The sequence below is a fragment of the Arthrobacter sp. TRD_SC_6 genome (assembly GCF_055361185.1).
Genome location: NZ_CM143953.1, coordinates 3,043,851 through 3,065,028 on the forward strand (window position 1 = coordinate 3,043,851; position 21,178 = coordinate 3,065,028).

The 21,178-nt window shown below is 62.8% G+C and carries 20 protein-coding genes; 10 read left to right on the plus strand and 10 right to left on the minus strand.

From position 1 onward, the window contains the following. Positions 1-18 precede the first annotated feature (18 nt). The gene (locus ACWA1U_RS14435; RefSeq protein WP_463722853.1) at positions 19-1,692 is read left to right on the plus strand and encodes an alkaline phosphatase D family protein; all 1,674 of its coding nucleotides are present in this window, start codon (positions 19-21) and stop codon (positions 1,690-1,692) included. 15 nt (positions 1,693-1,707) lie between these two features. Here the strand turns inward: ACWA1U_RS14435 and ACWA1U_RS14440 are convergent, their stop codons facing one another. After that, positions 1,708-2,406, minus strand: a complete 699-nt coding sequence (locus ACWA1U_RS14440; protein ID WP_463722854.1) for an MBL fold metallo-hydrolase — start codon at positions 2,404-2,406, stop codon at positions 1,708-1,710. 149 nt (positions 2,407-2,555) lie between these two features. Here ACWA1U_RS14440 and ACWA1U_RS14445 point away from each other — a divergent pair, with 149 nt between their 5' ends. After that, positions 2,556-2,993, plus strand: coding sequence for a Fur family transcriptional regulator (locus ACWA1U_RS14445; RefSeq protein ID WP_463722855.1), 438 nt, complete (start codon positions 2,556-2,558; stop codon positions 2,991-2,993). 19 nt (positions 2,994-3,012) lie between these two features. Here the strand turns inward: ACWA1U_RS14445 and ACWA1U_RS14450 are convergent, their stop codons facing one another. The 3 genes from ACWA1U_RS14450 to ACWA1U_RS14460 all read right to left on the minus strand — a co-directional run bounded on the left by ACWA1U_RS14450 (position 3,013) and on the right by ACWA1U_RS14460 (position 5,776). Then, the gene (locus ACWA1U_RS14450) at positions 3,013-3,873 is read right to left on the minus strand and encodes a metal ABC transporter permease (protein WP_463725055.1); all 861 of its coding nucleotides are present in this window, start codon (positions 3,871-3,873) and stop codon (positions 3,013-3,015) included. A gap of 14 nt (positions 3,874-3,887) precedes the next feature. Next, entirely contained in the window at positions 3,888-4,673 is a 786-nt protein-coding gene (locus ACWA1U_RS14455) for a metal ABC transporter ATP-binding protein (protein WP_463725056.1), read from the minus strand. A gap of 80 nt (positions 4,674-4,753) precedes the next feature. After that, on the minus strand, positions 4,754-5,776 hold the full coding sequence (locus tag ACWA1U_RS14460; protein WP_463722856.1) for a metal ABC transporter solute-binding protein, Zn/Mn family: 1,023 nt from the start codon (positions 5,774-5,776) through the stop codon (positions 4,754-4,756). Between the two features lie 206 nt (positions 5,777-5,982). Between ACWA1U_RS14460 and ACWA1U_RS14465 the strand changes: the two genes are divergently transcribed. Beyond that, positions 5,983-6,318, plus strand: a complete 336-nt coding sequence (locus ACWA1U_RS14465; RefSeq protein ID WP_463722857.1) for a hypothetical protein — start codon at positions 5,983-5,985, stop codon at positions 6,316-6,318. Between the two features lie 31 nt (positions 6,319-6,349). Next, entirely contained in the window at positions 6,350-7,138 is a 789-nt protein-coding gene (locus tag ACWA1U_RS14470; protein ID WP_463722858.1) for a nitroreductase family protein, read from the plus strand. 69 nt (positions 7,139-7,207) lie between these two features. Here the strand turns inward: ACWA1U_RS14470 and ACWA1U_RS14475 are convergent, their stop codons facing one another. From ACWA1U_RS14475 to guaB1, 3 genes are all read right to left on the minus strand, one after another. Continuing rightward, positions 7,208-8,308, minus strand: coding sequence for a hemolysin family protein (locus ACWA1U_RS14475; protein ID WP_463722859.1), 1,101 nt, complete (start codon positions 8,306-8,308; stop codon positions 7,208-7,210). Next, positions 8,305-9,654 (minus strand): hemolysin family protein, encoded by a 1,350-nt coding sequence (locus tag ACWA1U_RS14480; RefSeq protein ID WP_463722860.1) that lies wholly within the window; start codon positions 9,652-9,654, stop codon positions 8,305-8,307. Before ACWA1U_RS14480 ends, ACWA1U_RS14475 begins: the two co-directional genes overlap by 4 nt. 389 nt (positions 9,655-10,043) lie before the next feature. Next, entirely contained in the window at positions 10,044-11,495 is a 1,452-nt protein-coding gene (guaB1, locus tag ACWA1U_RS14485; RefSeq protein ID WP_463722861.1) for a GMP reductase, read from the minus strand. A gap of 234 nt (positions 11,496-11,729) precedes the next feature. Here guaB1 and ACWA1U_RS14490 point away from each other — a divergent pair, with 234 nt between their 5' ends. The 4 genes from ACWA1U_RS14490 to ACWA1U_RS14505 all read left to right on the plus strand — a co-directional run bounded on the left by ACWA1U_RS14490 (position 11,730) and on the right by ACWA1U_RS14505 (position 17,939). After that, positions 11,730-15,644, plus strand: coding sequence for a multifunctional oxoglutarate decarboxylase/oxoglutarate dehydrogenase thiamine pyrophosphate-binding subunit/dihydrolipoyllysine-residue succinyltransferase subunit (locus tag ACWA1U_RS14490; RefSeq protein ID WP_463722862.1), 3,915 nt, complete (start codon positions 11,730-11,732; stop codon positions 15,642-15,644). Between the two features lie 131 nt (positions 15,645-15,775). Next, positions 15,776-16,375 (plus strand): GDSL-type esterase/lipase family protein, encoded by a 600-nt coding sequence (locus ACWA1U_RS14495; protein ID WP_463722863.1) that lies wholly within the window; start codon positions 15,776-15,778, stop codon positions 16,373-16,375. Between the two features lie 101 nt (positions 16,376-16,476). Further along, a complete protein-coding gene (locus tag ACWA1U_RS14500; RefSeq protein WP_463722864.1) occupies positions 16,477-17,325 on the plus strand; it encodes a DUF4097 family beta strand repeat-containing protein in 849 nt (282 codons plus the stop codon). Next, positions 17,325-17,939, plus strand: coding sequence for a PadR family transcriptional regulator (locus ACWA1U_RS14505; RefSeq protein WP_463722865.1), 615 nt, complete (start codon positions 17,325-17,327; stop codon positions 17,937-17,939). The genes ACWA1U_RS14500 and ACWA1U_RS14505 overlap by 1 nt, the downstream gene beginning before the upstream one ends. Positions 17,940-17,970: 31 nt before the next feature. Here ACWA1U_RS14505 and ACWA1U_RS14510 read toward each other — a convergent pair whose 3' ends face one another. Further along, complete coding sequence (locus ACWA1U_RS14510) at positions 17,971-18,942, minus strand: zinc-binding dehydrogenase (protein WP_463722866.1); 972 nt, start codon at positions 18,940-18,942, stop codon at positions 17,971-17,973. 177 nt (positions 18,943-19,119) lie between these two features. Between ACWA1U_RS14510 and ACWA1U_RS14515 the strand changes: the two genes are divergently transcribed. After that, positions 19,120-19,194: a 50S ribosomal protein bL37 gene (locus tag ACWA1U_RS14515; RefSeq protein ID WP_369299106.1), complete on the plus strand. Its 75-nt coding sequence runs from the start codon at positions 19,120-19,122 to the stop codon at positions 19,192-19,194. A 72-nt stretch (positions 19,195-19,266) separates the two neighbouring features. Here the strand turns inward: ACWA1U_RS14515 and rsrA are convergent, their stop codons facing one another. After that, on the minus strand, positions 19,267-19,548 hold the full coding sequence (gene rsrA / locus ACWA1U_RS14520) for a mycothiol system anti-sigma-R factor (protein WP_463722867.1): 282 nt from the start codon (positions 19,546-19,548) through the stop codon (positions 19,267-19,269). After that, positions 19,545-20,330, minus strand: a complete 786-nt coding sequence (locus ACWA1U_RS14525) for a sigma-70 family RNA polymerase sigma factor (protein WP_463722868.1) — start codon at positions 20,328-20,330, stop codon at positions 19,545-19,547. The genes rsrA and ACWA1U_RS14525 overlap by 4 nt, the downstream gene beginning before the upstream one ends. A gap of 266 nt (positions 20,331-20,596) precedes the next feature. Here ACWA1U_RS14525 and ACWA1U_RS14530 point away from each other — a divergent pair, with 266 nt between their 5' ends. After that, entirely contained in the window at positions 20,597-21,178 is a 582-nt protein-coding gene (locus tag ACWA1U_RS14530) for a DoxX family protein (protein ID WP_463722869.1), read from the plus strand.

The following is a 21,178-nucleotide window of genomic DNA, read 5'->3' on the forward strand; positions in this document are numbered from 1 at the left end:
ACACGGTACAAAGGGGTAATGACAGCTTCCCTCGTGCTCGGTCCCCTGCTCCGGTATGTCGATGAGACTTCGGCGAGCGTCTGGGTGGAAGTGAGCGCCGCCTGCCAGGTTGTGCTCCGCACTGGTAACCGGCAGTGGGAGGCATCGACCTTCGCGGTCCACGGGCACCATTACGCGCTCCTGGAAGCCACCGGCCTGCGCCCCGGTACCACCACCGAATACAGCGTGCATATCAACGAGTCCCGCGTCTGGCCCGAGCCGGACTCCCGCTACCCGGCGTCGACAATCCGTACGCTCAATCCAGAGCGTCCGCTTCGGATGGCCTTTGGCTCCTGCCGCACCAGTGTGCCGCACGACGAGGAAGGCAACGGCCGCCACGGAATCGACTCGATGCGCGCCTACGCCCTCGACCGGGCCGAGGACAACGGCGACACCGCCTGGCCCGACCTGGTGGCCTTCCTCGGCGACCAGGTCTATGCCGATGCGACAAGCGCCCAGATGCAGGACTTCATCCGGGCCCGCCGCAATATCGATGAAGGGCCCGGAGAGGAACTGAAGGACTACGAGGAGTACGCCCACCTCTACAAGCTGGCGTGGTCGGACGACGCCAACCGCTGGCTGCTCTCCACCCTGCCCAGCGCCATGATCTTCGATGACCACGATGTCCGGGACGACTGGAACGCTTCGCTGGCGTGGCGCAAGGAAATGCATGCGACCTCCTGGTGGCACGGACGGATCGTCTCCGGGCTGGCCTCCTACTGGGTCTACCAACACCTTGGTAACCTTTCGCCCGAGGCCCGCGCCCAGGACAGAGTGTGGCAACGCATATGTTCGCACTCCGGACCGGGTGAGCTGGACCTGACGGAGGAGCTCGAGGCGTTTGCCGAGCAGGCTGATGCCCACCCCGACACCTACCGGTGGAGCTATTGCCGGGACATCGGCGACATCCGACTGATCACCGTGGATTCACGCGCCGCACGGGTCCTCGAAACCGGTCAACGATCCCTCCTCGATAAAGCGGAAATGGAATGGCTGGATGAACGCCTGCAGGGCGGTTTCCGGCATTTGATCATCGCCACTTCGCTCCCGTTCCTCCTCCCGCGCGGATTGCATCATATCGAGTCCTGGAATGAAGCTCTGGCTGAGGGCGCCTGGGGCGAGCGTGGAGCTGTCATCGGCGAGCGCATCCGGCGCGCTGTTGACCTGGAGCACTGGGCTGCTTTCCAACGCAGCTTCCGCAAGGTGGCTGACATGGTCACGGAGGTAGCAGACGGAAAACGCGGACCAGCTCCTGAGACGGTGATGTTCCTGTCCGGTGACGTCCACTTCTCCTACGTTGTCGAGGTTGAGCGTCATTCAGGCAGCCGCATTATCCAGGCTGTCTGCTCACCTATCCGCAATCCGCTGCCCCGCATCATGCGGTTTGCCACCGCCATCCTGTCCTATGGTGTGGCCAGTCCGGTGGGTTCCCTCGTCGCGCGGTCGGTCCATGTGCCGAAACCGCCGTTCAGATGGAAGGGAGTGAAGGGACCATGGTTCGACAACAACCTGGCCGGCCTCGAGGACTCCGCGGAAGGCGTAAGGCTTTGGTGGGCAACGGGCCTTGATGACAGGGCAGCGAAGGGCGGATCCCACCTGAAGGAAGTGGCCACTTACACAGTTGGCCCGCGGCCGAGGATTGAGGCGGACTAACCGGGCCAAGCTGGTTTACTGTGCAGTTGGCTCTTCCGGCGGGATGGTCACGCTCTGGCGCGGATCGAGGTGGGTGAACTCGGTTCCATAGTGCCTGCCCAACCTGGAGACATGCCCTTCGACCATCGCAAGCCCGGTCTGGTTCAGAAGGCCGTCGTGGATCTGGTGTGCCCGCGGAGCCCTGACGGAAGTCACGAAATCAATCACCTCGGCCGTCTTGGACCACGGCGCATGAACCGGTACCAACAGTGTGCCCACGTCGACACCGTGCGGGACGATGAACGAGTCTCCCGGGTGATACAGCTCGCCGTTGATGAGGTAGCCAACGTTCTTCACGATCGGCAGGTGGGGGTGGATCAACGCGTGCTGCCCGCCGAAGGTCTGCACGTCGAAGTCAGCGATTGTGTAGCTCTGCTCCGGCTCGACCTCGTGCACCCGGGAGGCTCCGCCGTCGATGTCTGTACCTGAGCTCAGCGCACCCCGCAGAGTGTCCGCGACGCCTGCAAGGGCATACACCAGGAGCTCTCCGTTACTGCGGACCTCTGCCGCGACCCGGTCGACATCGCAGTGGTCCGCATGCTCATGGGTAATGAGGATTGCAGCCGCGCCCTCAACGGCCTCCTCCACCTCCGAAAAGATGCCCGGGTCCACAACGAGCACGGACCCGGCGTGTTCAAGCCGTACACAGGCATGGGTGAACTTTGTCAGCAGCATGCAGCCAGACTATCGCCGTCATGAACGTGCGGGCTGTGCGTTGCGGAGGAAATTGCGTCGCTTGGCAGGTGATCTCCCGGTGCTAACCTTGACGCGGTTGAGTGTGGCGGATATTGAACTAACGGGATAGTAAGGGTGGCCAGCCAGGTATGACATCGGAAGCAGCGCAACCCATCCGCAAGGGTTCAGAGCAGCGCGTCACCAAGCAGCGCCGCGCCGTCAGCGCAGCCCTCGACGAACTGGATGACTTCGTGAGCACGCAGGAGCTGTACCGGAAGCTGCATGAACGCGGCGATTCCGTCTCCCTCGCGACCGCCTACCGCATCCTGCAGTCAATGGCCGACGACGGCCTGGTTGATGTCCTGCGCAATGGCGAGGGCGAAGCCGTCTACCGCCGCTGTGCGGTCGAGCACCACCACCATCACCTGCTGTGCCGTAATTGCGGCCGTGCAGTGGAGATCGAAGCACCTGCTGTTGAGCAGTGGGCAGCCCGCACCGCCCGGGAGCATGGTTACACCGAGGTTGCCCACACGGTGGAAATCTACGGGCTTTGCCCGGAATGCACGGCCAGAAAAGCGGTCGGGTAGCCGGCCACCAGCAGACCATCTACGCGGGCTGCATGAGCCTCCGCGTCGACGGCGACTTCCGTGAGCGCTGCCAGCTGATCCCCCTGCACACCAAGTAGATCAGGAACGAAATGGTGGTCACGTAGGGGCTGATCGGAATACGCCCACCGAGGGCCAACAGAATTCCGCCCACCACGGATACACAGGCGAATATGACGCTGAGCAGCACCACCAGCCGCGGCGACGACGACACCTTGAGCGCTGCGGCGGCAGGCGTGATGAGCAGCGCGAGTACCAGCAGCGCACCCACCACCTGGATCGACAGCGCAACGGCGACGCCCAGCAGGAACATGAACACCAGCGAAAGCCCGCGGACGGGCACCCCGCGCGCCTCAGCAAGCTCAGCGTCAACGCTGGCGAACGTCAGCGGCCGCCAGATTGCCGCCAGTGCAATGATGACGACGACGGCGCCGCCGGCCAGCAGCGTCAGCTGCACTTCATCGACGGACACAATCTGCCCGGTCAGCAGCCCGAACTTGTTGGCCGCCCTGCCTTCATACAGCGCCAGAAAGAGGATGCCGAGGCCCAACCCGAACGGCATGATTACGCCGATGATTGAATTGCGGTCCCGCGCCCTGATTCCCATCAATCCCAACAAAAGCGCTGCGATGACTGATCCGATGAGTGACCCGAACACCACGTTGGCGCCGATCAGCAACGCAAACGCCGCGCCGGCGAAGGAAAGCTCAGCGATCCCATGGACTGCGAAGGCAAGATCCCGCATCATGACAAAGGTGCCGATCAAGCCGCCCAACAGCCCGAGCACTGCCCCCGCCCAGATGGAGTTCTGAACCAGCGGAAGCAGTTCGCCGTAGTTTTCGAAAGAGAACACCGCACCCATGAACTCGTCAAAGGTCACTGGCCTACCTCCACATGGTGATGAGTGGTTGCATCCGGAAGGCCAACCACCACAATCCTGCCGTTGCTGTGAAGCACATCCACCCGGCTGTCATAGAGATCGGAGAGCACTTCACTGGTCATCACCTCTTCGGGAGTACCGACACGGAAGCGCCCGCCCGCGAGGTAGAGCACCCGGTCGACGTAGTCGATGATGGGGTTGATCTCATGGGTGACGAAGACCACCGCAGTGTTCTGTTCGCGGCACTGTGCGTTGATGAGCATGCTCACTGCCTGCTGATGGTGAAGGTCCAGCGACAGCAACGGCTCATCGCAGAGCAGTACCTTGGGGTCGGTGGCCAGCGCCTGGGCGGCACGCAGGCGCTGCTGTTCGCCGCCGGAGAGCCTTCCGACAGGAGCGTCCGCGTACGACGACGCCCCCACCTTCTCAAGGAGGGAGTCCACGGTGCGCCGGTATTCAGAGCCACCGCGCCGGATCCCCCACCGGTGACCATCAATACCGAGCCCGACCAGGTCACGGGCCCTGAGTGGCGTTTCCGGCGCAAAGGACTTCTGCTGTGGGATGTACCCGAACGCCCTGCTACCCCGGTGCAAAGCGTGTCCGTCTATCTCGGCGGTCCCGGAATCAAGCTCCTGAAGGCCCAGCAGGACCTTGAGGAGACTTGTTTTTCCCGAACCGTTGGGGCCCAGGACGGCAAGGAACTCACCTGGCTGGATGTCCAGGTCCAGATCCCGCCAGAGAGTGCGTTGACCGAATGAAAGGGACGCCGACCGAAGCCTCACAATCGGGCGTGCGGCAGCGCCGTCGTCGTCGGCCACCTGGTCTCCTAGCTGCGGGCAATGGTGTGTCTGCACCAATTCTGTCAGGACTTCAGCGCTTCTTCGATGCGGTCCAGGTTTCCGCTCATCCAGGAGAGGAAATCCTCGCCGTCAGGGAGCGTTTCAGTGAAGTTCACCACCGGCACCGAGGCCCCTGCTGCGGCATCGCGCACGGACTGGGTCTGCGGGCCTTCGGTCTGCTCGTTATAGGCAAGTAGCGCAACCGAGCCGCCCTCCACCAGCTTCTGCATTTCATTGAGCGCGGCGACGGGAACGTCAGCGCCTTCCTCAATTGCTTCCGTGTAGTCGGCGGGCGTCACGTTCTCGAGCCCTGCGGATTCCAGCAGGTAGACAGGAACGGGTTCCGTGATCGCTACCGCCTTGCCTTCGGCGATGGTGTGCAGCCCCTCGGCCCGCTCCTGAAGCGCGCTGAGCTCTTCAGTGAATGAGGCTGCGTTGGTCTCGTACGTGGCGGCGTTGTCGGGATCCAGCGCGGACAGCTTCACCTTGATGGTCTCTGCGAGGTCTGCGATGGCGTCCAGCTTGTACCAGACGTGCTCGTTGAAGGATCCGTGGGCGTGCGCGTCCTCGCCGTGCTCACCCTCAGCATGCTCGCCCTCAGCGTGCTCTTCTTCTGTATGCTCGCCCTCAGCGTGCTCTTCCCCAGCATGCTCTTCCTCTGAATCGACGCCGGAGACCTCAACGGCGCTGATGATGTATTCGTGATCCAGGTCCACCTCGTCAGCCAAGCCATGAAGGAACTGGTCATATCCTCCGCCGTTCTCTACCAGCAGGTCCGCCTTGGACACGGCAAGTTTGTCCTGGACCGTCGCTTCGTAGGAGTGAGGGTCCTGGCTGAGGCTGTTGACTATCGCCGTCACTTCCACGTGCTCCCCACCGATCGCTTCCACGATGTTGCCGTAGACGTTGGTGGACGTGACGGCCTGGAGGGTGCCACCGTCGGCCGCAGCGGGATCGGACGTGCTCTGGCCGCAGCCGGCGATCGCCAGGGGAAGTATTGCCGCAGCGGCGAGGGCCGCCGTCGTACGCGCGGAGAAGTGACGCATGATTTCCTTCAATCTGCTCATAGAAGAGGGACGGGGTGCTACAAGCGGTACCAGTCTAAACTAAACGCGAATCATTCGCGTTTCATTTCCCTCCAATCCCCTGAGGCGAACTGAAGCGTCCGCTCCTTGCCCTCCGCCGCACGCAGGGCCCACAGGAGGCGATGCAAGAATGGGGCCATGGTCACGGGACGCAGCGGCGATAGCGGATGAGCCCCGTCACCCTGGCCTTTGTCCTCGCTGCAGCGGTCTATTCGGTCAACGCCCTGTTTGGCACCTCCGTCCGTCTTGGATGGGTGAACTCCTCAGGATTCCGTTGGCTCCATCACGGGCTGTATATCCTCACCGTTGCCCTGACCGTCGCAGCTATCAGCTCCCTCTTCTGGAGCGACTCGACTGCCGGCTGGTACCTGCTCCCCGCCGTCGTACCCCTTGCCGCACTCCCCTACGTTGGTTCCGCGCGCAAACACCCCCGGCGGCACGTGGCGGTCGCGCTCGCTCCCTTGCCGCTCTATATCCTGAGCCTTACCCTCGTGCTCGCCTGAGCGCAGCATCACTTCCTACCGAAGGACAGCAGTGGACTTCCTCGACGTTGTGTTCAACCGCAAGACCACCAATGGGCCGTTCCTCCCGGACCCCGTGAAAGAGGACCACCAGAAGCTGTTGATGCAGGTCGCAGGGGCGGCGCCGTCGCAACTGAACAGCCAACCGTGGCGGTTCGTGGTGATCGAGGAGCGCAGCACCATTGACCAGATTGCACGCATCAGCGGCGAAAGCATGACACAGGTGATGGCGGAAGGCACGTTCTTTGAGCGATACAAGCGCTACTTCCGCTTCAGCGAAGCCGAGATGGATGCGCGTCGGGACGGAATGCTTTTCGACCAGCTACCCGCTATGCTCCGCCCCTTCACGAAGAAGGTCTTCACGCCCTCCGGGCAGACACTGATGAACAAGCTTCGGGTGCCGCATACCCTCGGGGAAGAGAACCGGAAACTGGTTGCCGGTTCTCCCTTGCTCCTTGGAGTGATGCTGGACCGGGCCGAGTACCGGCCCGGGGAACTCTCCGGTTTCTACTCGGTGTTCAGCATGGGCGCTGCCATGGAGAATCTCTGGTTGACGACGGTCGAGCTCGGAATGGGCATCCAGTTTGTCTCATTCCCAATGGAGGTTCCTGCGAACTGGAAGCGCGTGGAACAGCTCCTCGGTGTCCCGGACGAGCTCGAGCTGATGGCCGTCTACCGGCTCGGTTACCTTCCCGAAAAACAGCGCCGACCCGCCATCGACTGGTCGAGCCGCCAGCGCAAGCGCCCCTCGCAGTACGTCTTCCGGAACTCCTGCGACACGCCGCAGGAGGGATGGGACTAGGACGCCCCCGACGACGACGGCGGGCACCCTCCTTGCGCGGAGGGCACCCGCCGTCGTTCGTTTCCGGTTCTAGCGTGAGTTCGGAGTTCCGAGATTCACGCCGAACTGGTGCGACTCGCCCGTGCGGCGCGAGCCCTGGTTCTGCGTCGCGTCACGGATTTCGCCGATCAACTGCTCAATCACGTCCTCCAGGAACAACACGCCGAGTGCAAAACCCTCACGGTTCATCACACGCGCAAGGTGGGAACCGGTGCGCTGCATGATCGCCAGGGCGTCTTCGATCTCATCGTCGACCGTGAGGTTGGCAAGGGTGCGTACCTTGTTCTCCGTGATCGGACGGCTGTAAGCCTCCGCGGGCAGGGACATGACGTCCTTGAGGTGCAGGTACCCGGTGAGGTTGTTCTGCTCGTCCACCAGGACGAATCTCGAGAAACCGGTTCGGCCAACGGCCTTCTCGAACTCCTCCGGCGTTGAACCCGTGCTCAGCGTCACCAGGTTGTCGAGCGGAACCATCACGGTTCCGGCGGTCTGCCCCGAAAATTCCAGGGCTCCACTGATGAGCCCTGAATCGTCGTCCACCAGGCCGTGCCGCGTTGACTCCTGCACAATGGACTGCACTTCCTCGAGGGTGAAGGAGGAGGTGACCTCGTCCTTCGGCTCGATGCGCATGGCGCGCAGAATGTGGTTGGCCATCCAGTTCAGGGATGAGATGACCGGGTGGACAACCCTTGCGATCATCACCAGCGGCGGGGCAAGGACCAGTGCTGCCTTGTCCGCAACCGTCACCGAAATGTTCTTCGGCACCATCTCACCGAAAGTGACATGCAGGAAGGTCACCAACGCCAGCGCAATGGCGAACGCGACGCCATCGGCCAAGCCTTCCGGCAGGCCTGCTGCCTCCAGCGGCACCACCAGCAGGTGGTGGATCGCGGGTTCAGCGACCTGCAGGATGAGCAGGGAGCACACCGTGATGCCGAGTTGCGCACAGGCGAGCATCAGGGACACATGCTCCATGGCCCACAGTGTGGTCCGTGCGCGTTTGGACCCTTCCTCGGCCAGCGGTTCGATCTGGCTTCGGCGGGCGCTCATCACCGCGAACTCCGCGCCAACGAAAAATGCGTTGCCGATCAGGAGGACGATCAGCCAGAGAATTCCCATCCAGTCGCTCATCGGGACGCTCCTTCAGAGGCGGGGGCCACGGTGTCCCGTGCGTCGTTCTCAGGTTCTATGGGGATAAAGCTGATGCGGTCGATCCGCCTGCCATCCATTCGTTCAACCTCGAGGATTCCGCCGGGAACATCCACCCGGTCGCCAACCTCGGCAATGCGCCCAAGTACCGACATGATGAAGCCGCCAACGGTCTCGTACCCTGCCTCGTCGGGGACCACCAGGTTGGGAATCTGCTCGCTCACTTCGTCCGGCCGCATGATTCCTGGGAAGAACCAGTTACCGGCCGCGCTCTGGAGCACACCGGGCTTGAGTTTGTCGTGTTCATCAGCGACCTCCCCCACGATTTCCTCTACGAGGTCCTCCAGGGTGGCGACGCCGGCGGTTCCGCCGTATTCATCGAGTACGACGGCGAGTTGCAGGTTCGCTTCACGGAGCTCGCTGAGGAGTGAGTCCAAATGAACCGTTTCCGGGACGCGCAGGACTTCCGTCATGATCGTTCCGGCCGGCAGTTCTGCGCGCCGCGACCGCGGGACGGCAACCGCCTTTTTGACATGCACCACCCCGCGGATGTCATCCGGTGAATCCCCGATAAGCGGGAAGCGCGAGTATCCGGTCCTTCGGGCAAGTTCGACGACGTCGGCAACCGTCTGATCCGAATCGATGGTTTCCATCCGGATTCGTGGAGTCATCACATCGGCGGCTGTCCGCTCGGAGAAGCTGAAGGTGCGGGCAAGGAAGTTCGCGGTGCCCTGGTCCAGTGTGCCCATGGCAGCCGAGCGACGAACGAGTGAGGACAGTTCGGACGGCGTCCGGGCACCGGAGATCTCTTCCTTCGCCTCAAGCCCGAAGACGTTGAGCACCTTGTTGGAGAAACCATTGAGGACCACGATCGCCGGTTTGAACACTGCAGTGAAGAGCAGTTGCGGCCGTGCGAGCGCCTTGCCGACTTTGAACGGCAGGGCAATGGCCATGTTTTTTGGAACGAGCTCGCCGATCAGCATGGAGAGCAGCGTGGCGAGGGTCATGGCCAGAATCAGGGAAATCGAATCGCGGATACCGTCCGCTAGCCCGGCGGCACCCAAAGGACCTTCCAGGAGCCGGCCAACGGAAGGCTCCATGACGTATCCGGTGAGCAGGGTGGTCAGCGTGATGCCCAGCTGGCAGCTGGAAAGCTGGGTGGAAAGCGACTTCAGGCACCGGAGCAACGGCTCGGCCCTCTTGTCCCCTTCATCGACCGCACGCTGTACGTAGGTCTGGTCCAATGCGACTAAAGAGAATTCAACGGCCACGAAGAACCCTGTACCCAAGATCAGCAGCAAACCTGCGATGAGGTAGATCCACTCCATCAGCGGGTCACCGCCAGGGAATGCCGAGACGAGGGGTCGTCACAGGGCGGGCCGGGTTTCGGAGGCTCCGCAGGTTCAGAGGGTTCCCCGGGTTGAGAAGGCTCCGCCGTCGAGCAGGGAGCCTCCGCGGCGTCCGGCACCTGAGCGTCTGAGGCACCTGAAGCGCCCGTTGCTGCCAGGAGTTGAACCGCAGTGGAGAGAGGATGGGCATGTGTACGGGATTTGCCGGCACTGGATGGTTGCGCTGCACATCGGGCTGATGCTGGCTTACGCTGCGTGCGAACCATGGGCCGGCCCCTAGAAGGACTGTCCATAAGGATCCCAGTTTACAGCAGCGGCCCCCGCCTCGGCACTGCCCGGTTCGCGGGCCGCTGTTCGTGAACCGCTGTTCACCAGCTCTGCGGAAGCGGGCGGCCTTCCTCGTAGCCTGCCGCGGACTGCACTCCAACGATCGCCCTGTCACGGAATTCCGCCAGCGAGCGGGCTCCGGCATAGGTCATCGAACTGCGGACGCCGGCTGTGATCATGTCGAGCAGGTCCTCGACCCCCGGACGGGCCGGGTCCAGATACATGGTCGACGTCGAGATGCCCTCCTCGAACAGTCCCTTGCGGGCGCGCGCGAAGACGTCGTCGCGCTGGGTCCGGTTCTGCACTGCCCGGGCCGAGGCCATCCCGAAGCTCTCCTTGTACTGGCGGCCCGCGCTATCGGTCTGCAGGTCGCCCGGGCTTTCATAGGTTCCGGCGAACCAGGAGCCGATCATCACCTGGCTTGCGCCGGCTGCGAGCGCGAGGGCGACGTCGCGCGGGTAACGGACACCGCCGTCGGCCCATACATGGGCGCCCAACTTGGCTGCAGCCTGCGAGCACTCGTAAACGGCGGAGAACTGGGGGCGGCCCACGGCGGTCATCATGCGCGTAGTGCACATTGCCCCTGGGCCCACGCCGACCTTGATGATGGAGGCACCGGCCTCCACGAGGTCACGGACGCCGTCGGCACTGACAACGTTTCCCGCAACGATCGGCACGTTGGGGTCAAGGGAGGCAACCGCTTTCAGTGCATCGAGCATCTTGCGCTGGTGCCCGTGTGCCGTATCCACCACCAGCACGTCGACGCCGGCATCGAGCAGTTCCGCAGCCTTGGCAACGACGTCGCCGTTGATGCCTACGGCGGCCGCGACCCGGAGCCGGCCGCTGCCATCCACGGCCGGAGAGTAAATGGTGGAGCGCAGCGCCCCCTTGCGGGTAATGACGCCAGCGAGTTCACCCTCTCGTGCGACGACGGCGAGCGAGGCCCCTGCCGCGTCCAGTTCCTCGAACGCCTGCTGCAGCGCAGCATCACGGTCGCCCGAGAACCGGGAAGCATCCAGCGTGAGCGGCCGGGTGCGCATGACGGACTCAAGCGAAGCAAAGCGGTCGACGCCGTCGCAATCCGATGCGTGCACCACACCAATGCAGCGGTTGGCTTCGTCAACCACCATCACTGCGCCGTGTGCGCGCTTGTTCATCAGGTGAAGCGCATCAATGACGGTGTTGCCGGGCTGGAGCTTCAGCGGCGTCTCGAAGACGAGGTCGCGCTGCTTCACCCACTGGGTCACCTCGCTGATGACCTGTGTGGGAATGTCCTGCGGCAGTACGGCCAACCCGCCGCGGCGGGCCACCGTTTCCACCATGCGGCGCCCGGTAACGGCGGTCATGTTGGCTACGACGAGGGGAATGGTGGTTCCGGTTCCGTCATCCGTCGAGAGGTCGACGTCGAACCGGGAAATAACTTCAGACGAGGACGGAACAAGGAATACATCCGAGTAGGTCAGGTCGGTTGTGGGCGTGTTGATGAAACGCACGGCGTGCTCCTGCAGTCGGTTACTGAGCGAGTCTATTCGTAATCGGGCCAGGCACCGGAATCCACGCGATCGCATGACGGAACCGCTGGTCGTGAGCATTGACAGATTGGCTTGTTGACTGGACCTGTCATTAGACTGATGAACAGGTCGACAGAGCCCAAGCGTGCGCCGATTGGACCTCGTGCAGACCGTCTTTGGGCCAAGGGCAACTCATCGGAAGAGGGCGTATAACAAGTGCCAGAACAATCCAACCGTCTACCGGAAGATTTCGGCGGAAATGAATGGCTTGTCGATGAGTTGTATGAGCAGTTCCAGCAGGACAAAAACTCGGTGGACAAGAAGTGGTGGAGTCTGTTCGAGTCCTTCGAAGCCGACAACCAAGGTTCCGAGAACGGGCGCCACGCAGCACCCCGAGGCGCCTCCCGTGCTGATGATCCTAACCCTCCCACCCGCGAAATCCCGGTTGTAAACGCTGAGCAGGACGCCCCGAAAGCTTCCGGGGAATCTCCAGCGGCTACCCAGGAGTCCGGAGTGCCCCCTGTGCCAAAGGAAACTGCTGCGCCAAAGGAAACTGCTGCGCCAAAGGAAACTGCTGCGCCAAAGGAATCCGCGCCTTCGAAGGACACAGCCTCCAAGAACCGCGCGGAGCCGAAGCCCGACAGCTCCAAAGCCAATGCCGAGGCAAAAGCCGAGCCCAAGAGCAAGGCGAAGAACGAGAAAGCCCCTATTCCCGCGCAGCTGCCGAAGTCGGATCTCAACTCCGAGATGGACGAAGATACCGTCAGCATTCTTCGTGGTCCGGCCAAGGCGATCGCCACCAACATGGACGCGAGCCTGACCGTTCCGACGGCCACCAGCGTTCGGACGGTTCCGGCCAAGCTCCTGATCGACAACCGCGTTGTCATCAACAATCACCTTGCGCGCGCTCGCGGCGGGAAGGTCTCCTTCACGCACCTCATCGGGTACGCCATCATCCGCGCGCTCGCTCAGTTCCCGTCCCAGAACGTGTATTACGACGTCGTCGACGGTAAGCCCGCCGCCGTCCAACCCGCGCATGTGAATTTCGGACTGGCAATTGATATGCCCCGACCTGATGGAACGCGCCTGCTTGTGGTTCCGAACATCAAGAAGGCTGAAACCTTCAACTTCTCCGAGTTCTGGCACGCCTACGAAGACCTTGTGAAGCGCGCCCGCGCCGGCAAGCTCGGAGCAGATGACTACGCCGGGACCACAGTTTCCCTGACCAACCCGGGCGGCATCGGCACGGTGCACTCCGTTCCGAGGCTTTCCAAGGGTCAGGCCTGCATCATCGGTGCCGGTGCACTCGAGTACCCCGCCGCCTTCCAGGGCGCAAGCGAGAAGACGCTCGCCCAGCACGCGATCAGCAAGACAATCACGCTCACCTCCACCTATGACCACCGGGTCATCCAGGGTGCGGGCAGCGGTGAATTCCTGCGTATAGTGCATCAGCTTCTGCTCGGGGAGCAGAACTTCTACGACGAAATCTTTGAAGCGCTGCGGATCCCCTACGAGCCGGTCCGGTGGAGCGCTGACATCCAGGTTGATCCGATGGACGAGATCAACAAGGTTGCCCGCATCCAGCAGCTCATCCATGCCTATCGGGTGCGCGGTCACCTGATGGCTGACACCAACCCGCTGGAATACGTGCAGCGCAAGCATGCGGACCTCGACGTACGCACGCACGGACTCACTCTGTGGGACCTTGACCGGGAGTGGCCAACCGGCGGCTTTGGCGGGAAGCCCATGCTGAAGTTCCGCACTATTCTCGGTGTCCTCAGGGACGCTTATTGCCGTACCACGGGCATCGAGTACATGCACATCCAGGACCCTGAGGAACGCCAGTGGTTCCAGGACGAACTGGAACACCCTTACTCGAAACCGAGCCGCGAGGAACAGTTCCGCATTCTGCACAGGCTCAACGCGGCAGAAGCGTTCGAGACGTTCCTGCAGACCAAGTTTGTTGGCCAGAAGCGGTTCTCGCTCGAGGGCGGCGAATCGTTGATTCCGCTGCTGGACGCCATCATCTCCGACGCAGCCGACGACGGCCTCGACGAAGTTGCCATCGGCATGGCCCACCGTGGCCGCCTCAACGTGCTGACAAACATTGCCGGTAAAACCTACGCGCAGGTCTTCCGCGAGTTCGAAGGTACCCAGGACCCCCGCTCGGTGCAGGGCTCGGGCGACGTGAAGTACCACCTCGGCACCGAGGGGACGTACACCTCCGAGAGCGGCAACGAGACCAAGGTCTACCTCGCAGCCAACCCCTCGCACCTTGAAGCCGTGGATTCCGTGCTTGAGGGCATTGTGCGAGCCAAACAGGACCGACTGGACCAGGGCGACACCTTCCCGGTCCTGCCGATCCTCGTCCATGGCGACGCTGCGTTCGCGGGCCAGGGCGTAGTGGCTGAAACGCTGAACCTGTCCCAGCTTCGGGGCTACCGTACGGGCGGCACCATCCACATCATCGTGAACAACCAGGTCGGTTTCACCACCTCCCCCACCGCCTCACGCTCCTCTGTGTACTCCACGGACGTCGCCAAGATGGTACAGGCGCCCATCTTCCATGTGAACGGCGATGACCCTGAGGCCGTCGTCCGGGTTGCGCAGCTGGCTTATCAGTTCCGCCAGCGGTTCAACAAGGACGTCGTCATCGACCTGGTCTGCTACCGCAGGCGCGGGCATAACGAGGGCGATGACCCCTCAATGACCCAGCCCATGATGTACAACCTCATCGAAGCAAAGCGCTCGGTGCGCAAGCTCTACACCGAGGCTTTGATCGGCCGCGGTGACATCAGCCAGGAGGAAGCCGAGCAGGCGCTGCGCGACTACCAGGAGCGCCTGGAACGGGTATTCGCTGAGACCCACGCCGCGCAGACCTCCCCTATCCCGGTGGTCACGAAGGACGCCGCGGCCGTGTCTGACATTGAGCGGCCCATTGCCCAGCGGGCCGACAACTCAGTCGGTGTACCGGCCAGCACGGCCATCACGGCCGAGACCCTTGCGCATATCGGCAAGGCGCACGTGAGCTTCCCCGATGGATTCACCGTTCACCCCAAGCTCAAGGCACTGCTGGAGAAGCGCGAGCAGATGTCCCGCGAGGGCGCCATCGACTGGGGCTTCGGCGAAATTGCCGCATTCGGTTCACTGCTCATGGAGGGCGTTCCCATCCGCCTCGCGGGCCAGGACTCTCGGCGGGGAACTTTCGTGCAGCGCCACGCAGTCTTCCACGACCGCGCTAACGGCAATGAATGGCTCCCGCTGGGCGATCTGACTGAGGGCCAGGCAAAGTTCTGGATCTACGACTCCCTGCTGTCGGAATACGCGGCCCTCGGTTTCGAGTACGGCTACTCGGTGGAGCGGCCCGATGCTCTTGTGCTGTGGGAAGCGCAGTTCGGCGACTTCGTGAACGGCGCCCAGACCATCATCGATGAATTCATCAGCTCAGCGGAACAGAAGTGGGGCCAGCGTTCCTCGCTGGTTCTCATGCTCCCGCACGGCTATGAGGGTCAGGGTCCGGATCACTCCTCCGCCCGCATCGAGCGGTTCCTGCAGATGTGCGCCGAAGACAACATGGTGGTGGCCAACCCCACCACTGCGGCCTCCCATTTCCACCTCCTGCGCCGCCAGGCTTACAGCCGCCCCCGGAAGCCGCTGATCATCTTTACGCCTAAGCAGCTTCTGCGGCTGAAGGCAGCAGCGAGCAGTGTCGAGGACTTCACCCAGGGCAGTTTCGAAGCCGTCATCAACGACAAAGCAAACCTGGACGCCCAGGACGTGACACGCGTGCTGCTGGTGTCCGGCCGGTTGTACCATGACCTTGCGGCTGCACGGCAGAAGGCCAATGACACTTCAACGGCCATCGTGCGGGTTGAGCAGCTGGCGCCACTGCCGGTGGAGGAAATCAAGTCTGTGGTGTCCTCCTACCCCAACGCTGAGGTCATGTGGGCGCAGGATGAGCCCGCCAACCAGGGTCCGTGGCCGTTCATCGGCCTCAACCTGCCGCAGCACCTTGACCGGCCGCTTCAGTTGGCTTCGCGTCCCGCCTCGGCATCCACGGCCACCGGCTCGGCCAAGCATCACGCGGTCGAGCAGGAGATCCTGATCAAGAAGGCATTTGACCGCAAGTAGCCGAGCGTCAGTCCGAACGTAGAATGGGCAGGGTCCGTCGGGCCCTGCCCATCCACGTTCCCGGGCACGCTTGCGAAGCCCGCCGTGGTGCGACACCGATGATGGACCAGCTGAAGTAACCGGAGGAAAATGTGGAACAGCGCAGAATCAGGCTTGCCGCCGTCGGGGATGAACTACTCGCAGGGCTTGGTGATCCCAGGGCTCTCGGTTGGCTCGGGCGGGTGCTTGCACGCACCACACCCGACAACGCCGTCGTCGAAACATTCAGCCTGCCCGCGCCAAACGAGGGCACGGAAGCGCTCTCGGCCCGTTGGCTGGCAGAGGCGGGGAGGCGTTTCGCTGACTCGGCGGAGAACCGGCTCGTCATCGGGCTCTCGGACCGGGATCTCGATTTAGACTTGTCGACCGCTCGAAGCCGCCTTAATCTCGCGAACATCCTGGACGGCGCAGCGCAGATGAGCATCAAAGTGCTCGTGGTTGGTCCCCCTCCTGGGCTTGATGCAGAACGTAACCGGCGGCTTGCCGACCTGTCGGCAGCATTCGCCGACGTCACCACCCGGCGCAAGCACGTCTACGTTGACACCTTCACCCCGCTCCAGGCCCACGAAGGCTGGCGGTCCGACCTCGCTGCCAACGGCGGCGGCCCCGGCCAGGCAGGGTATGGCCTTATCGCGTGGCTGGTACTCCATCGTGGTTGGTACCAGTGGCTGGACATCCCCGCGCCCGCCTGATCCTTATGAATCAGTCGCCCTGAAGCGTTGCGCTCCTGATGAACACGATATATCGTGTTCATCAAGACGCGATATATCGCGATAGTCGGGAAAGGCGCATCATGGATCAGAATCAGTGGCAAATCAGCACTCCACAAACCTTGGAGTTCGACGACATACGATCCATCAAAGCGGGCATCATCGCAGGGCGCGTGGACATCCTCGTGCATGACGAACCCGTCACCAGGGTGGAGGTCTCAGAGGTTGACGGGCGTCCCATCGACGTCACCCTGACCAATGGCGAACTCGAAGTCGTCCATACGAATGGATCATCCCGCGGCTGGCCAGCGTTCTCCGGCCTGGTGATTACAGGGAAAGCTCGGGAGACCGCCGTCATCAGTATTGCTGTGCCGGAAGGCACCGCCGTAGCACTGCGGACCGTCAGCGGGGACGGCCTCGCCTGCGGGACAAGCGACACTTCGCTTGACACCGTATCCGGATCCGTCATGGCGGATGACACGTCCGGAAAGCTGCGGGTCAACACCGTGAGCGGCGAAGCCATCGTCCGGCACCACACCGGTCCGCTCGTCGCCCGGACCGTATCGGGAGAGGTCACCGCTTCGGGCTACTGCGACACCGTGAACACCAACAGCGTCAGCGGCGGAATCTCGCTGGACCTGCTAGGCCAACCGGACGCATTGGAAGCACGGACAGTGTCCGGCAACCTGACCGTCCGACTATCCAGCGAGGTGGGACTCGATGTCACCGCCAGTTCGGTTTCCGGTTCCCTCGTGGTCAACGACCACCGCTTCACGGGCAGGGGGAAGAGCAGGCACGTGGAACCGGGAACCACCGACGCACAACTGACCGTCAGGGCCAGTTCCGTTTCGGGTGACGTCGCGCTCTTCCACCGTCACCCTGAATACTCGCCAGACGGCGAGTCTGCCGTGTCGCGGGACGGTGGGCAGTAGTGCCTGCCGTCTTTGCCCACGGGGCACTGCGGCTCTACCTCCTGGCCCTTCTCGAAGACGGGCCAAAGCACGGTTACGAGATCATGCGCGCCCTGGAAGAACGGTTCGGCGGCACGTACTCGCCGAGCGCCGGAACCATTTATCCCCGACTTTCCAAGCTGGAAGCTGATGGCCTGGTAGCCACGGAAGCCCAAGGGCGCCGGGTGACCTACTCGATCACCGGCTCAGGCGCTGCTGAGCTTGCCGAACGCCGTGGCGACCTCGCTGATATCGAGGAGGACATCTCCGCTTCCGTGCGCAGGCTCGCCGACGGCCTGCGGGAGGAACTCCGGTCCAATATGCGCGGACTCAGGGCGGACCTCGCGGCCTCGGCGGAAGCTGCGAGGAAGTCAGCTACCCGCTCCGCGCCGACCACCAGTAACGCTGACACCCGTCGCGCCTTGAAGGAACTGGAACTCCACGTCAACCGCTTTCGCGATGATGTGCGCGCGGATATTCGACGATTCTCAACGGGAGCCCCCGACGGCACGGCTGACGCGGTCACCGAAACCGTACGGTCAATCCTTCACCAGGCGCAGGCATCCATCGAAGCAGCGCTGAGAAGCGAGCGGTAGCCGGCGCGACCGCCGATTCGATGACCGAGGTCTACAGCGTGTGGTCGAACACAATTTTCCCGAAGACATGTCCGTCGAGCATCTTCTCGAAACCAGACCGTGCGTCTACCAGTGGCAGCACGGAATCGATCACCGGCCGCACCCCTGTTACCGCGAGGAACTGTGCCAACCGCTGAAGCTCATCCCGTGTACCCATGGTTGAGCCAAGAACGCGCAGCTGCAGGAAGAACACGCGGTTCAGGTCCGCTGACGGCGCCGGCCCGCTGGTGGCACCACAGGTTACGACGGCGCCACTCGGCTTGAGCGACTTCAGCGAGTGCGCCCAGGTTGCCTCGCCTACTGAATCGAAGACTGCGTCCACTCGCTCCGGAAGCCGCGCTCCGGCGTCGAAGGCGTCAGCAGCTCCTAGCGCGCGGGCCTGAGCCTGCTTCTCTTCGCTGCGACTCGTGGCCCACACCCGGTACCCTGCAGCGCTCCCGAGCGCAATGAGCGCTGTTGCGACGCCGCCGCCCGCTCCCTGCACAAGGATTGTGGAGCCCGGTGCCGCCGGCGAAGTAGTGAACAGCATGCGGTACGCGGTGAGCCAGGAGGTCGGCAGGCATGCGGCTTCCTGGAATGTCAGCTCGGGCGGTTTGGGCACAAGGTTGCGTTCGGGCACCCACACGTACTCCGCCATGGTTCCGGGGAGCTGCTCGGACAACAGGGACCGGCGTGGGTCGAGTGTCTCGTCCCCCCGCCACTCCGGGGAACTGATGACGCTGTGGACAATGACTTCCGTGCCGTCGTCGTCAACTCCGGAAGCGTCGCAGCCCAGCACCATCGGCAACTTATCCTGCGCGAGGCCTACTCCGCGGAGTGACCAGAGGTCATGGTGGTTCAGCGAAGAGGCGAGTACCCGCACGCGTCGAAACCCCTTCGGGGACTCCGGAATGTCAATCTCCCCTACCCTTAGTCCGTCCAGAGGCGACGAACTTGAGGCGGACTCCACGTAGGCGGCGCGCATAGGTATCCTTCGCTTCTGGGGTACTGCACTTTGCGGGTACTGCAGCGGACCCGTCCATCCTAGGCTTCCGGCGTCGTTTAGGTTGACCCTGTCGCGTATGGGAGACTGGACTGCAGTCCGAACCCTCGAGTTCGAGCAAGCAACATCAAGCCACATCAGTAAGGTAAGGAGGCAGCCATGAGCAAGCGTGCACGCAAGCGCCGTGATCGCAAGCGCGGCGGCGCTAACCACGGGAAGCGCCCCAACACCTGACGTCACGGTCAAAACGAAGAAAACCCCCGTAGCTATGAACTGCTACGGGGTTTTCTGTTTGGCTGGACGTCTCTAGCGGTCGATGGGTTCGACCCGGTGTTCCGCTGTCTTGATCTGGCTGATCTTGCTCAGAATGCTCGCCTTCAGGGTGGCGGGAGCTGCTTCCGTACAGGATCTCTTGACCACGGAGCGGATCAGGCATTCGAGATCGTGCTCCTGGGCGCACTCCGGGCAATCCTCAAGGTGATCCTTGATCTCCACGAGGTCGGCATGGGACAGTGCGCCGTCGAGGTACTCGTACAGCCGTTCAATCCTCGAGTCATCGCAGTTGCCAAGGCTGTGGCAGTCGCTCATTTTCGGTTCTCCTGTGTAGATCCGCCGCCATTGGCGGATACGCGTGTTGCTACCTTCATGCCGCGCTCGTGCGCGTACTCCGAGAGGAGCTCCCGCAGAAGCTTGCGCCCTCGGTGCAACCGGGACATCACCGTGCCGATCGGAGTGTTCATGATTTCTGAGATTTCCTTGTAAGCGAAGCCCTCAACGTCCGAGAAGTACACTGCGAGGCGGAATTCCTCCGGAATGGCCTGCAGGGCCTGCTTCACGTCGGAATCCGGCAGATGGTCGAGAGCTTCGACTTCGGCCGAACGCAGACCGCTCGACGTGTGCTCCGCCGCTTTGGCCAGCTGCCAGTCCTCGATCGTGTCCGAGTGTGACTGCAGTGGCTCCCGCTGCCGCTTCCGGTAGAGGTTGATGTAGGTGTTCGTGAGGATTCGGTAGAGCCACGCTTTAAGGTTGGTTCCCGGCTTGTACTGGTGGAATGCCGAGAACGCCTTCGTGTAGGCCTCCTGCACCAGGTCCTCTGCATCTGCCGGATTACGCGCCATTCGCATGGCAGCCGAGTACAGCTGGTCCACGTACTGCATGGCATCACGTTCGAAGCGGGCGGTGCGCTCTGCTTCGGTCTCTGAGGCGACGTCCAGGTGCTCGTCTTCGGCCGGGTTTGTGCCCGCCGCGGCTGTGGTATTCATCGCAGCAAAGTCTACGCGTCCGCGGCCTGTCCGGCTTCGCTCGGGACGCGCGGGCGCCATAATGTGCAGTTGGGGCACCGCGTTCCTGACTGGTGTAGCTGTAGTCATCTATTCCTCGTATCCATCGCCGTACTCGCCAACGGTCTTCACGACCGATTCCGGCTGTGCCATCACCGTCCATAACGGCCCGCAGAGTGTGGATATTCCGCCTGGGTGTCCGCACGGTTTCATATTCGGGCCCGGACCGGATCGCCTCGATGGCGCAAAAGTGCAAAACTAGACACACCCACCAGCATCTGTAAGTCCTTTACGAAGTTTCCGGTATTCATTCACGTAGATCCGGTGCCTACCGGCGCTGGAACCCAGGAGGCACTGTGACCCTTGTTCGTGTACTAGCCCGCCCATTGCTTGCGAGCAGCTTTGTCCTGACCGGCGTGGATCGCCTCCGTAATGCGGACACCACGGCCACCGCGCTGCGGCCCACCCTTGACCGGATTGCCAAGGTGGTTCCATCGGCAGGCTCCGTCACCGAGGATGAGCGCCGCGTGGCCAAGGTCCTCGGCGCAGCCCATCTGGGGGCGGCCGTCATGCTCGGCATTGGACGCTTCTCCCGGCTGTCCGCCCTGGTACTGGTGGCTACGTCAGCGCTCAACACTGCGGTGGAATTCAACAACGCCGACTCCTCAACGGCGCAGGCCCGCAAGGTCCGGCGGAACCAGCTCGTCAAGAACGTCTCACTCATCGGCGCGGTTCTGCTTGCTGCCGTGGACACCAATGGCCGCCCCGGTTGGGCCTGGCGCGCCGAGCACTTCGCCGAAGATGCACGCCGCAATGCACTGGCCCTCGGACACGACACCCGCAAGAGCGCGCGCTCCCTCGCCCGCGACACGGAGAAGCAGTTGAAGAAGGCGGAAAAGGCAGTACGGAAGACCGCCTCGGACGTAGTGGGCCACTAG